At 41.1% G+C, this 14,056-nt stretch carries 13 protein-coding genes; 3 read left to right on the top strand and 10 right to left on the bottom strand.

Going from position 1 to position 14,056, the window contains the following annotated elements:
- Positions 1-4 precede the first annotated feature (4 nt).
- A complete protein-coding gene (locus tag DK866_RS11440; RefSeq protein WP_006534541.1) occupies positions 5-763 on the top strand; it encodes a DeoR/GlpR family transcriptional regulator in 759 nt (252 codons plus the stop codon).
- 287 nt (positions 764-1,050) lie between these two features.
- Positions 1,051-2,544: a glycerol-3-phosphate dehydrogenase gene (gene glpD / locus DK866_RS11445; protein ID WP_109408992.1), complete on the top strand. Its 1,494-nt coding sequence runs from the start codon at positions 1,051-1,053 to the stop codon at positions 2,542-2,544.
- Between the two features lie 125 nt (positions 2,545-2,669).
- On the opposite strand, the gene DK866_RS11450 is transcribed toward glpD, so the two are convergent.
- The gene (locus DK866_RS11450; protein WP_109408993.1) at positions 2,670-3,023 is read right to left on the bottom strand and encodes a DUF488 domain-containing protein; all 354 of its coding nucleotides are present in this window, start codon (positions 3,021-3,023) and stop codon (positions 2,670-2,672) included.
- Between the two features lie 277 nt (positions 3,024-3,300).
- On the opposite strand from DK866_RS11450, the gene metF reads away from it, so the two are divergent.
- Entirely contained in the window at positions 3,301-4,200 is a 900-nt protein-coding gene (gene metF / locus DK866_RS11455) for a methylenetetrahydrofolate reductase (RefSeq protein WP_109408994.1), read from the top strand.
- A gap of 47 nt (positions 4,201-4,247) precedes the next feature.
- Here the strand turns inward: metF and DK866_RS11460 are convergent, their stop codons facing one another.
- The 9 genes from DK866_RS11460 to DK866_RS11500 form a co-directional block, all read right to left on the bottom strand.
- Positions 4,248-4,838 carry a DUF4291 domain-containing protein gene (locus DK866_RS11460; protein WP_109408995.1) on the bottom strand — a complete coding sequence of 197 codons (591 nt, stop codon included), beginning with the start codon at positions 4,836-4,838 and terminating at the stop codon, positions 4,248-4,250.
- A 195-nt stretch (positions 4,839-5,033) separates the two neighbouring features.
- Positions 5,034-6,131: a Fic family protein gene (locus DK866_RS11465; protein ID WP_088494297.1), complete on the bottom strand. Its 1,098-nt coding sequence runs from the start codon at positions 6,129-6,131 to the stop codon at positions 5,034-5,036.
- 106 nt (positions 6,132-6,237) lie between these two features.
- The gene (locus DK866_RS11470) at positions 6,238-7,242 is read right to left on the bottom strand and encodes a LacI family DNA-binding transcriptional regulator (protein ID WP_109408996.1); all 1,005 of its coding nucleotides are present in this window, start codon (positions 7,240-7,242) and stop codon (positions 6,238-6,240) included.
- Positions 7,243-7,301: 59 nt separating this feature from the next.
- Positions 7,302-8,819, bottom strand: a complete 1,518-nt coding sequence (locus DK866_RS11475; protein WP_109408997.1) for a tripartite tricarboxylate transporter permease — start codon at positions 8,817-8,819, stop codon at positions 7,302-7,304.
- A 19-nt stretch (positions 8,820-8,838) separates the two neighbouring features.
- Positions 8,839-9,300: a tripartite tricarboxylate transporter TctB family protein gene (locus DK866_RS11480; protein WP_075671202.1), complete on the bottom strand. Its 462-nt coding sequence runs from the start codon at positions 9,298-9,300 to the stop codon at positions 8,839-8,841.
- Between the two features lie 61 nt (positions 9,301-9,361).
- On the bottom strand, positions 9,362-10,336 hold the full coding sequence (locus DK866_RS11485) for a tripartite tricarboxylate transporter substrate binding protein (RefSeq protein WP_244179694.1): 975 nt from the start codon (positions 10,334-10,336) through the stop codon (positions 9,362-9,364).
- Positions 10,337-10,356: 20 nt separating this feature from the next.
- A complete protein-coding gene (locus DK866_RS11490; protein ID WP_109408999.1) occupies positions 10,357-11,409 on the bottom strand; it encodes a sialidase family protein in 1,053 nt (350 codons plus the stop codon).
- A gap of 22 nt (positions 11,410-11,431) precedes the next feature.
- A complete protein-coding gene (locus DK866_RS11495; protein ID WP_109409000.1) occupies positions 11,432-12,361 on the bottom strand; it encodes a dihydrodipicolinate synthase family protein in 930 nt (309 codons plus the stop codon).
- A gap of 10 nt (positions 12,362-12,371) precedes the next feature.
- Entirely contained in the window at positions 12,372-14,018 is a 1,647-nt protein-coding gene (locus DK866_RS11500) for a signal transduction protein (RefSeq protein ID WP_109409001.1), read from the bottom strand.
- Positions 14,019-14,056: the final 38 nt, after the last annotated feature.

Raw genomic sequence — 14,056 nt, forward strand, 5'->3', positions numbered from 1 at the left:
ACCTGTGAAGCAAACGCAACGACATGATGCCATCATTGAACTGGTACGCCTACAGGGCTATGTCAGCACTGAAGAGTTGGTGGAGCATTTTGAAGTCAGCCCACAGACCATCCGACGTGATTTAAATGAATTAGCGGAAAAGAACAAAATCCAACGTCATCACGGTGGTGCTGCATTACCTTCAAGTTCAGTGAATACCGCTTATCATGATCGTAAAATTATGTGGTCTGATGAAAAATCACGGATTGCACAACGCGTGGCGAGCTTAATTCCTGATGGTGCAACACTATTTATTGATATTGGTACAACGCCTGAAGCCGTAGCACATGCACTAATTAATCATAAAAACCTCCGTATAGTGACTAACAACCTTAATGTAGCAACATTACTGATGGGTAAAGAAGACTTTCGTTTGATCCTTGCCGGTGGTGAAGTGCGTACACGAGACGGAGGGATTGTTGGTGAAGCGACACTTGATTTTATCTCTCAATTCCGCCTTGATTACGGTATTTTAGGGATAAGTGGTATTGATATGGATGGCTCATTACTTGAATTTGATTACCACGAAGTTCGCACTAAACGCGCAATTATCGAAAACTCGCGCTGTGTTATGTTGGTGACTGACCATTCTAAGTTTGGTCGTAATGCGATGGTAAATTTAGGCAATATGAATCTGATCGATTACTTATTTACCGATCAAGAGCCACCTGCTGGGATACAGAAAATTGTTGAACAGCACAACGTTCAACTCGAATTATGTTAATTGCATAAACGCCCTCGAAAAGTACCTATTTAGGTACTTTTTTTTATCAATTCACCATCAAATTCAATTAACTCCTTCTATTTATTCTCTTTTTTATTAATACATTAACAATGTTGCTTATTTTCAATAAGCCCACAAATTATGTGGATATGATAATAAATTGTTATCCATATCACGCGGTTATGTTTTTTATCAGTTATATAGTTGGCATTTTCATCAAACTTCATTACAATTATGAGCGAAAACGAACATTAAAGAATTGTTTCGCGCATTCGTAGGAGGATGTTATGAAAACTCAAGACTTGATTGTCATCGGCGGCGGAATAAACGGCGCTGGAATTGCGGCGGATGCAGCTGGCCGAGGCCTTTCAGTACTTATGCTGGAAGCTCAAGACTTAGCAAGTGCGACATCTTCCGCGAGCTCTAAACTTATTCATGGTGGTTTACGTTATTTAGAACACTACGAATTCCGCTTAGTTAGCGAAGCTCTGGCAGAACGTGAAGTGTTATTACGCTTAGCACCACATATCGCATTTCCAATGCGCTTTCGCCTGCCACACCAACCACACTTACGCCCAGCTTGGATGATCCGTATTGGTCTGTTCCTTTATGATCATTTAGGAAAACGTGTAAGCCTACCAAGCAGTAAAGGCATTAAATTTGGTGCAAACTCTGTTTTAAAACCAGAATTAACACGTGGTTTTGAATATTCAGACTGCTGGGTTGATGATGCACGTTTAGTGGTGCTCAACGCACAAGAAATCGTCCGTCGTGGTGGTGAAGTGCGCACACGCACAAAAGTAACCCGCGCTTGGCGTGAAAATAATTTATGGATGGTAGAAGCACAAGATTTACGTACAGGTGAAACATCTCTCTACCAAGCGAAAGCCTTAGTAAACGCAGCAGGCCCTTGGGTTAAAACCTTATTTGATGAAGGCTTAAAACTGAAATCACCTTATGGTATCCGTTTAATTAAAGGTAGCCATATCGTTATTCCTCGTGCTCATAACGAACCACAAGCTTATATTTTACAAAACGAAGATAACCGTATTGTTTTCGTTATTCCTTGGATGGATGAGTTCTCTATCATTGGTACTACGGATGTTGAATATAAAGGCGATCCTAAAGATGTCGCTATTGATGACAACGAAATTCAGTATTTACTGAAAGTCTATAACGATCACTTTAAAAAGCAGTTAACTAAAGAAGATGTGGTGTGGGATTACTCTGGCGTGCGTCCATTATGTGACGACGAATCAGATTCACCACAAGCGATTACCCGTGACTACACCTTAGATGTTCATGATGATAATGGTCAAACACCACTGTTATCTGTATTTGGTGGTAAATTAACGACTTATCGTAAATTAGGTGAGCACGCTGTTGATAAACTTGTTGCTTACTTCCCTAACATGGGTAAACCATGGACTAAAAATGGTCAATTACCAGGCGGTAATTTAGAAGGTTGTGATCGTGATGGTTATTCACGTTTAATTCGTCAACGCCATCCTTGGTTACCAGAAGCACTGGCACTGCGCTTTGCCCGCACTTATGGTAGCAACACCGAATTATTGCTTGAAGGCATTACTGATTTGGCCAGCATGGGCGAAAACTTCGGTCATAATCTGTATGAAGCAGAATTACGTTATTTAGTGAAACATGAGTGGGTTATCGAAGTTGATGATGCTATTTGGCGTCGTACTAAACTCGGTATGTGGCTAAATGATGAGCAAAAACAACGTATTAGTCAATGGCTATTGGCAAATACACACACTGTATAAGAGTAGTAAAAATATTCTCTGACTCTGTTCGATGTTTTTATTAGCAATTTTTGTGGCGCCTAATACCGCGCCACTTTTTTTTCTTTTTTTCACAGTAAGAAAATCAATATATAACCTGTTGATACCTATTTAAGCTGTTTTTCTAAAAAAGCTTTTAATACTGTCGCATTATTTTGTTGCTTATCTTTACCTGAATAAAGTAATACTAACGGTTGCTCTTTGGCTATTGCGACAAGCGATTGCCAATGTTCAGGTACAGCCATTAATTCTTGCGTATAACGTTGCGTGAACTCAGTAAAATCTCCCCCTCCGCCATGAAACCATTTTCGTAATTCAGTCGAAGGCGCGACACCTTTATTCCATTCATCATAATGAAAATCTGTCTTTTTCACGCCCCTTGGCCAGAGCCTATCGACTAACACACGATAACCTTCATGCTCACCGTCTTTATCATCATAAACACGTTTACAAGTGATCATTTCGCCTCTCATCAATACGTTAGTTAGCTTTATTGTAGAAGAAAAATGAGAAGATTGAGCTCTCAATACGCTCATTTTCATCATAAAGCCTTTTTGAACATGAAATTTCCTCTCCTTTTGATTGAATTATCCTCATCAAAAACAGGGTGAATAGTTGTTGACTAAATAACCTAATTAAGAGAATCTACATCTAGACGTCTAAATGGTTAGATGGGTAAATAAGTAGTGATACTTAAATAAAAATAACAACACAGTGAAAGATTGATGAGGTACAGGTATGAGCTTTTATCACGCAAGCCAACATGAAGCACTTAACCAAAATCTTGCTGAATTAGATGGCCAGATCCAAGTTTCATTTGAATTTTTTCCTCCTCGTACCGAAGAGATGGAAAATATCCTTTGGCAATCTCTTGCGCGTTTAAATACCTTAAAACCGAGCTTTGTTTCTGTGACTTATGGTGCAAACTCAGGAGAGCGTGATAGAACACACTCTATTATTAAAGGAATAAAAGAACGCACAGGATTAGAAGCAGCACCACACTTAACTTGTGTTGATGCAAGCCGCGAAGAACTCCAACATATCGCGCAGGATTATTGGCAAAGTGGTATTCGTCATATTGTCGCATTACGCGGAGACTTGCCCGATAACACACAAAAACCAGAGATGTACGCCACCGATTTGGTCCATTTACTCAAAGGTGTGGGTGATTTCGATATTTCTGTTGCAGCTTATCCAGAAGTGCATCCTGAAGCGAAAAGTGCACAAGCGGATTTAATTAACTTAAAAAGAAAAGTAGATGCGGGAGCAAATCGCGCCATCACTCAATTTTTCTTTGATGTGGAAAGTTATTTACGTTTTCGCGATCGCTGTGTTTCAACAGGAATTGATGTAGAAATTGTACCGGGTATTCTACCCGTGACTAATTTTAAACAGCTAAAACGCTTTGCGGGTTTAACCAATGTAAAAATTCCGGGATGGATGAATAAAATGTTTGATGGATTAGAGAATGATCCTGAAACCCGTAGTCTGGTAGGTGCTTCAATTGCAATTGATATGGTGAAAATTTTAAGTCGTGAAGGAGTAAAAGATTTTCACTTTTATACACTTAATCGTTCAGAATTAACCTATGCTATTTGCCACACACTGGGTGTTCGTCCTGAACTTGTTAGAGCATGAATTGACACAATTACCCCGCCAATAAAGCGGGGTGACATTCTGATGAATTATTCACCAAAGTGATACGGTTTTTCAACTGGCAATAGGCTGTATGCGGTATCAAGATCACCATTAGCAATACAAGCATCTATTTTATGTACCTTATCGGTAATATCCGTAATATTCACAATCCACTCTTTGCAATATTTTTCAACTGCTTGATTTCGCAAACCAATTTGGATGGTGCGATAACTGAGCCGATTCAAATAAATATCACGTTCAGGATCCCACTGAATGCGGATATTGCTGGTTTCTGATGCTTCTTTCCAAGCTTCAGCACTAGTATAGCGATCTGGATCAAAATGACTCACAACACCTTGAGTCAGCATCTCTTGAAAGCCTTCATGTGTAATATCAACCGCAAGAATAGAAGCTTGATTAGCGTCTTTACGTCCCCAACCAGAACGGTACATCATCCAAAGAAAGGAAGGTTTTACCCAAGTCATGCGGGTCATACTAAAAGGGGGCGAAACAAATGTTCCGTTTGCGACTGCGCTCTGAGCAATAGTATTTGAATAGGCTTGATAAACACGAACAAAATCATTCGTATAATACGCCCTTACTTCACACTCAGGACATCGGTCAACATCATCGTTCATCTTTCTTTAATATCCTTTTATATTAATAAAATGGAACTATCCGCTTAAATTATGAGCCTCTGATTGCAGATAATCAAGAGCCCCTATTTTTGTTAAAACGAGATAAGTAGAGTAGCGCGCATTTGTAAAAGTAAAAAAAAGAATAACAATAAAACGAGCAGACTAATGTTCCTATTGTGGCTAAATAATAAAAATTTAGTCTTGTAAAATATATCTCACACTTCGCCCGCCAGCCCCACTGTCTGCTAAAAAACCCTGCTCAACAAGAAATGCTAAATGTCTTGTTGCACTTGCTCGACTCACTTTTGCCACACTCTTATATTGGCTATTATTAATTCCATCGACAAAATCCCCTTGAAGCATTCTATTGATAACTTTTGATTGCTCTGGCGACAACAACGCTTGATCATGGGTTTGCCAATATTTAGTTGCTCTTACTGTCTTATCAATTTCATGTGTAGCTTCCAAAATAGATAATTGAAGCATTTGTAAAAACCATTGAAGCCATAATGTAATATCACCATCACCTTTTTGGGTATTTTCGATGATGTCGTAATATTCTTGGCGATGCTCATTAATCGTTTTTGACATCGCATATAATCTGACTGTTTTATTTTCAGCTTGAGCTAATGCTAAATCCATGATAAGTCTGCCTATCCGCCCATTACCATCTTCAAATGGATGAATAGTTAAAAACCACAGATGGGCAATAGCCGCTCTGATAATCAAATCAGGCTCATAATGAACTCTTGTTTTATTAAACCAATCCAAAAATAATGCCATCTCAGTTTCTATTGATTCAGGTGGCGGAGCTTCAAAATGTACAATAGGTTTATCAATTCTTTTACCTGAAACGACCTGAACAATACCTGTTCGGTATTTCCCTGAAGTAATAGGATTTAAAATAGAATGTCCTTCAGGAAACAATAGGTTATGCCATTGAAATAAACGTTCATGAGTTAATGGTTCATCTAAATTATTAATAGCATCTAATGCAGCTTGCACAAAACCCTCTGACTTTTCATCAGTTGGATATGTTTTCTCTTCCACAATACCTAAACGAGTCGCTAGTGAAGAGCGCACAGAAAATGCATTTAGCTTTTCACCTTCAATATCACTCGAATAAATAATATTTGCCAAAATAGAATCTAATGCAGATGTACTGTTTTCAGGCAACATTTGGCTTTGACCATAGAGCATCCCTTGAACAAAACGAGTATCAATAAGTAAAGGGATCACGGTACTGTTGTTAAATCTGAAATGAGTCCAGTTTGAATGTTGCCAAATCCACATAAATTACCCTCATGAGTCGAATATAAACTCTATTCTACTCACAAAGTGAGGCGAATAGAAAGCCTAATCTACTCACAAAGTGAGGCGAATAAGCGATTTAATTGACTCATTGGGTAGAAATTAGGCGCTCGATAAGTTGTGTTTTTATTAATGCAGGGGATTTAACTGCGGTGCCAGCTATCTTTGCAGACATGATTTCAAAGGCTTTCTCGACTAATAACGCTTCGTCTTGCTTCATTGACCACACATTATTAGGTAAAAAACTCAGCATCACATGATCATCGAATGTACCAATATGAAGATGAGCAGGAATACTTCCTTCACGCTGACGGATAACACTCAATAAACCTTCAAGAATAGGCAATGATGAGGCAATAAAATGAGAAGGTATTTGCTGATGTTGCTCTAAATACTGTTTCATCATCTGCTCACCATCTTTGGTCGTATTATGCTCAGCATAAGAGACAGTGACACGATTATCATCACCATAATGCCCTTTTATAGCTTGCACATAACCGCGCAAACGCGCTGCAATCGTAGGCAGTAATGCATCACCCGCAAAAAAATGAATTGGTGCATCTAGCTTTATCATTGCTCTGGTCAGTTGCGCCCCACTGTCACAGTTATCTGAGGCGACACAAATAGCGTCACTCACAGAAAAATCTCTATCTAAGAAAACGAGGGGTTTTTGACGATGTTTCACATGGTGTAACTGATTTTTGCGACTAGATGAAACAATGAAAATACCATCAACATTACGTTCATCCATTGATTTGACGAGTTTATTTTCATTTTTGATATCACCATAGGTACAGCTAATTGTTAGCTGGCAACCAATCTGGTGACAATGCATCTCTAATTTTTCAGCCAACGCAGCAAAAAACGGGTTAGAAAGACGAGGAATAACCAATCCGTAGGTATCTGTTTTATTCAGCTTTAAGCTTCTTGCCGCATGATTGACGGTATAACCAAATACCTCAACATAGTCTGCTATCTTCTTTTGTGTTTTTGCACTGATCCGGTATTGATCACCTTTGCCATTTAATACCAATCTGACTGTGGTAATAGACAAATTCAGGTCATTTGCAATCTGTTCAACTGTTTTTGCCATTACATTAATATTCCATCATTGATATTGCCCTCATCGTAATGATGAGGGCCAGTTAACCTTTACTGAGCAGGTTTAGCTCGGCATTTCTTCCACATTGCTTTTAACGAAGGTCCAATAATCGGTAGGATCAACGTCAATATCGCAATACCTAAGAATGTCGCTGTAATCGGGCGTGTATACAGAATTGATAAATCGCCCTGAGACATCATTAAAGCACGACGTAAGTTTGATTCAGCCATCGGTCCTAAAATAATCCCGATAACCACAGGAGACATGGAAAAGTCGAGCTTTATCATAATATAAGCTAACAATCCCGCGCCCATCATTACAAACACATCAATAATGCTATGGTTTACAGAATAAGCACCTACACTACACAATACAAAGATAATAGGCACTAATACACGGCGTGGCACATCCATCACTCGAACAAAGAGTTTCATACATAAGAAACCTAAGATACCGAGGAAAATATTCGCCATCATCAAGCCAATAAAGATACTGTTTACTTCAACGGGATTGTCCGTAAAGAGCTGAGGCCCCAACGCCAATCCTTGAACCATAAACGCCCCCATAATAATGGCGGTTGCGCCATCACCAGGAATACCTAAGGTCATTAACGGCACCATGGTTCCGCCTGTTACGGAGTTTGCACCCGCTTCTGGTGCAGAGACACCTTCTGGTGAACCGTGACCGAATTCTTCTGGGTGTTTAGACCAACGTTTCGCTTCGTTATAAGAGATAAATGATGAGATATCTCCGCCCGTTCCCGGAATTGCACCAATCGTTGTACCAATAGCAGAAGAGCGTAAGTACGTTGGCAGTACACGTTTAAAATCAGCCCATGTAGGCAATACACGGTGAATACGCGCATTAATTTTTTCATTCTTCTTCTGTTTGCGCTCACGATACTCTTCTTCAAAACTAATCAAGCCTTGAGAGAAAGCGAACAGACCAACCAAGATAGGAATAAATGAAACCCCACCCATTAAATAAACGGTATCAAAGGTAAAGCGAGGTCCTGACGTCATTGGATCAAGCCCTATGGTCGCAATCGCTAAACCAATTGCTCCCCCCATTAATCCTTTCACAATCGATTGCGATGATACACTGGTAATAATACTTATGCCAAATACTGCGAGCGCAAAATACTCAGCTGCGGAGAAACCTGTTGCCACTTTTGCCAATTGAGGTGCAATCACAATCAAGGCAATCGTACTAAAGATCCCCCCAAACATAGACCCCATTGTGGACAATCCAAGTGCTCTTCCTGCTTCACCTTTTTTCGCCATTGGATAACCATCCAATACCGTTGCAGCAGAAGCGGGAGTACCCGGTGTACTAATCAATATCGCGGTAATTGAGCCACCATAAACGGCACCACAATACATTCCTAATAACAGGAGTATCCCCGTCATTCCTTGGAATGAATAAGTTAATGGGAGTAGCAATGCAATTCCCATGTTCACTGTTAGACCGGGTAATGCGCCGATAATAATACCCGCGAACACCCCTAACAGGATCATCGTTATCGTTTCCAGACTGAAAACGACCATTAAAGCGTCTAATATTTCCATCTCAAAGCTCCTTTACCGCTTACTCAAAAAAGACGGAGGTTGGCAGAGGTGAATTAAAGATAATGTCAAAGAAGACATAAACGGCGGCGACCATCACGACGGGAATAACAACCAACGCGATAGGTTTTCTTTCATTCATCAGCCACATAATGACCGGGATAAGAAGCAATGACGGAATAATAAAACCAAAAAAGTGCAAACCCGTGGCATAGACCAACATAAAGATGCCTAAACCATAAGCGCGTTTAACTGCGGTAGAACTTAGGTCAACAGACTTGTGTACGTGTTTGATTTTATCAACCACAATACTAATCCATTGAAAAATCCCCAGTAAAATAAATAAGATGGCTAAACCGTAAGGCCAGAAACGTTCCCCTGGTACACCATAATCATCAAACATGCTCATATCACGGGAGAGATAGATAATAAGTGCCCCGAAAGCCACTGAAATCGCACCGATGATTGTATTGATTTTTGTCATGTCGGGATCTCCCCGACCCTACCTGCCGTAACAGGTAGGGTGGTTTATAATATTAGAAAAGTTATTTTTTCAGGGTTGTTGAAATTAACTCAGCATACATCTCGTGGTCTTCTTTCATCATTTGGTAAGCATCGTCACCAGTGATAAACACAGGCATAATACCTTGTTTTTTCAGTGCTTCTTGATATCCAGGTTTTTGAACCACTTCAGAGAATGCATCCACTAACTCTTTTTTCACGTTATCAGGTACATTAGCGGTTGTTGCTAATACAGCCCAAGCACGCATTTTTACGTTAGTATCTAATTTCAGTGCTTCTTTAAAAGTCGGTACCGCTGGGAATAATGGGAAACGACGTTCATCCATTACACCAAGAACACGTAAAATACCCGCATCAACTTGAGATTTAACCGCACCAGGTGTGGTTAATACACCATCAATGTGATTACCCACTAATGCTGCGATTGAAGGGCCTGTACCTTCGTTATAAGGGATATGGTTAAATTTAGTGCCAGTGGTACGTTCAATATTAACGCCAGCTAAGTGATAAATAGCACCCATACCAGAGTTACCGACTTTCAGTTTACCCGGATTCGCTTTCGCGCCATCGATAAACTCTTGTAACGTGGTGTAAGGTGATTCTGCATTAACAACTAACACCACTGGATCAGCGATAGTTGTTGCGATTGGGGTAAAGTCTTTATAAGTAACGGGTGATTTTCCTTGGTGTGGGAACATCGCCAATTCAACGGTTGTCATCACTAATTTTGTGCCATCTGGGCGCGCATTAGCAACTTCAATCAGACCCGTTAAACCATTACCAGCAGGCTTATTCACAGGAACGAAGATACGTCCAGCTGGCATCACATCTTTTGCAAACTCAATGATAGTACGAGCAGAAGTATCAGTACCACCGCCCGGATTTTTCGGGATGACAACATCAATATTTTTTGTAGGATACGTTAACTGTTGGGCAACTGCATTCCCCATGCCCAGTGTCATCGTAATCGCCAACGCTGCGAGTAGACTCTTTTTCATAAAACCCTTTCTCCACATTTTTATTGAGTAGCCATTAACTGCTGATAAACAATGTTTTTTCGATTCCAAGTAAAGGTCACGTGTAGGGTATTGTTTTCAGCAATAATAGCCGGATATGAAAATTCGCCTTCCCCATCGAGTAAATCGAATGGTTCAGACCAAGTACTGCCATTATCGGATGAAAGACTGACAGAGATGGGATAACGACGGCTCCAGTTACCTGAATTCGGGTTATACACCAATGCCAGTTGACCATCTGCGAAGGAGACGACATCAATGCCGCTATTATTATTTGGTAATATTGTTGCATAAGCCGGACACCAACTGCGCCCATAATCCGTTGAATCGCTACGATAAATAGTACCGCGCGTACTCCGCATCATGGCATGCACATGCCCAGGCTGGGATTCCCATAGTGTTGGCTGTATCACGCCATCCCATTGAAAAACGCGTTGTAGATCAGTCTCCCATAAGGCATCGTCCTTTAAACCCTGCCAGATTTCATGTTCCGTTTGCCCACCTTTATGGTGTTCAATCGGAATATCCACTCGCAACCAGTGTTGACCATTGTCACTTGATATATCGACAAACGCATCCCAGAACTGGTCATCCTCAACCGATCCTGGTGCCAACCACTCGCCATTCGACATCACTAATACTTTGTTCTTCACAGGACCTCTAGGTGCTACATCACCAGAAACCAATTCACTCGGTAAATTCCAGCTATTTCCGCCATCCTTCGAGATAACGTATTGGGTCGTCCAACTATGTACATCGGGACCCGTTTTATAAAACAGCCAGATATTACCTGTTGATGGGTCAACATGTAAAACTGGATTCCAGTGCGCAACACCCGGATTTTTAACAACAGGTTGAGCGTGTTGCCAATGATCGCCCTCTTTTATCGCCAGCCAGATAGCGGTATTACCGCTACCTTCTTTATCGCCAGCGAAAAAAGCGGTTAACAAACGCTCAGAGTTAGGCACACGCACAATCGTTGAAGCATGGCAGTGATTAAAAAGTGAATGTGCGTTATCAAGCACAAACTGAGTTTCCTTCATCACGAAAGGCATATTCCTACTCCTGTGTCCTAAATTAATCTAACGAAAGCCATTTTTTCATGTTTTCACCTAATGCAGTCATGCTATTGACGGCAGAAGGGAAAAATGAGTTTTCAAACTGACTGCTATTACGGGAACGGCAGACCAGAGTGCTGAAGTTACCAATCAGGCGCTGATGATATTTAGCGCATGCTGGATAATCCAGTGTTTCGGTCATCGCTGCTGTTGATAAATAATCAGCTAATACGGCAGCCTGCTCAGGTTTATCCTTCCAATTTTCATAAAGCCAAACATAAAGCTCTGGATGGAAGTTGGCCATAACACCGCTATATGCCTGACATCCCGCTTGGAATGATGCTAATAACGTTTGACTGTTCGCATTGGCTAAGTGCAAGCGAGTTCCTTTTGATAATGCCAAACGACGCTCTATCATTGGTAGAGAACAACACGTATCTTTGATAAAGGTAAAGCGATTACTTTGCGCACACCACTCTACAATCTCTTCAGATAACAGGCGTTTGTAAGGATGAGGACATTCGTAAATGCCCAAATCAATCTCTTTTGGCACCACATTGGTTAAGACCTGTAATGTTTCCAGCGCTTTATCATCTGACTCACCAATAAGCGCTAAGCGATTACTGATCATAATGACGCCATCGACACCGGTACCCGCCATTGCCTGCAATTGTTCTTTTTGCTGACTTAATGCGGTTGCAGTATGACCAGAAGCTACTACAGGTACTCTTCCATCTGCTTTTTCAACGATAAAGCGGGTAAGCGCTTGAGTTTCCTCATCACTTAAATAAAACATTTCGCTTGATTGGCAGGCGGCAAAGAGTCCATGTACACCAGAATCGATATACCAGTCTACAAGGCGCTCTAACGACGCCCAATCAATCTCCCCTTTGGCATCAAAAGGGGTTAGCATAACAGGCCAAACACCGACGTATTTTTGCTGGCTCATCATCAATTCCTTACAGTAGGTTAATGGCATCACCTGCCACTTTTACTTGAATACCTTGAGTCAATGCTTGAGCAACAAAGGCTTTAAGCACAAACGCCAATTTATCTTCATCAATGTAAGCCACAGTAATGTGATTACTTTGATGTCCCGCCATAAGGTCATCACGCGTTACGCCATCTAACGTACAGTTTAATAATGGCCATTCGTAGTTGGTTGCTCTACGGCGACGTTCAAATTCTGCTTCAGGTAATTCTACCGCCACACCCGTACCGATATGCATAATCACATCAGTGCCTTCATAGTGTGCACGACCCCATAACAAGCGCCCTGCTTTACCTTGACCTGCGATAGTTGAACCCCCTTTAGGGAAGAACATCGCAGGCTGACGATAACCTGTTGCACCTTTTAAGCCACCTTTGAGGTGTTCAAAAGGAACTGATCCTGAAATCTCCATATCCCAGTAGAATGTTCCTTCGTACTCACTACCCCAACGAATATCATGCAATGTGGTTTCTGCTGGTAATCCTAATGATGTTAATAAACGCCATAACATCGTTTGAGGAATAGCCGTACCCATATCCACTTCGTTGATACAAGGAATTGGCGTATTAGGGCAGATAATCTCGCCGTTTTCATCTGGTAGTGGGAAACGTGCTGTTGAACCGATAGCACCTTCGGCAAAGTCAGACGCTGGGCAACAATCTTTTAAGCCCTGCTGATATTGCACACCCACCGCAGTTAAACCAAAACGTTTTACGAAACGCGCCATTGCGATCATCATGGCGCACTGCTCCATCACCTGTTCACGAGTGAGTTCAGTTTTGTCATCTTGACCAAACATAAACGTCATCCCGTTATCTTCGTACCACTGTAAACATGCCTCTCTTAATTCTGTCGGTACTTTCGCCATTTCGACCAGTAACGCAGATTGAGAAAGGGATTCAATTGGCATACCAATATTGATCATGGCCTGTTGTGGGAAGACCCCGTTAATCATTCCCATACAGAATGTATCGAACAAACCTATTATTTCTTTATTTTTAATTATGTATTCGCCGACTTTACGACCCACTTCGCCAGCTTCCGTCGCCATTACCCTGTGTGTTGGCGCAATATCTGTAAGATAGCTAAGCTTATGATTTACATAACCATATTTCAACCAAGTCGCTAAGCCATCTACAAAGAATTCATCATCAAACTCTTCTGACCATAAACGTGAATAATTTTTACCTAAACTGGTCATCGTGCCCGCTAAACACAACATTCCTACCAGACCCGGCCATGTACCATCAAAGTTAGCCAGCAGTAAAATAGGACCACGATGATGTGCTAATGAAGAGGCAATATGGTGTGAATATTGCCATGCAGTTAATAACACAATAACTGGCGCATCAGGATCGATAGCGGCAAACATGTCGCAACCTTCACGCTGACTACTGATAAAACCATGACCGCGAGCTTCACTAATTTCATGAGCACGCTTCATTTTGTAACCTTGCGCTTCTAATGCTGCGGCCAGTTTATCTTCAAATTTTTTCTGTACAGGCCAGCACGTTACGTTTGCAGGCTCGCGTAAGTCTGCGTTAGTGACCATCAGGATCTCTTTCTGACCTGCTGTGATGGTTGTCGGTAATTTTGGTAGATTTAAGTTCAACATAAGATATCCCTGGTAAGGTAAACTCGGTTCATAATCGG

Origin of the sequence: Proteus genomosp. 4 str. ATCC 51469, assembly GCF_003144375.1 — a bacterium.
Taxonomy (GTDB): Bacteria; Pseudomonadota; Gammaproteobacteria; order Enterobacterales; family Enterobacteriaceae; genus Proteus.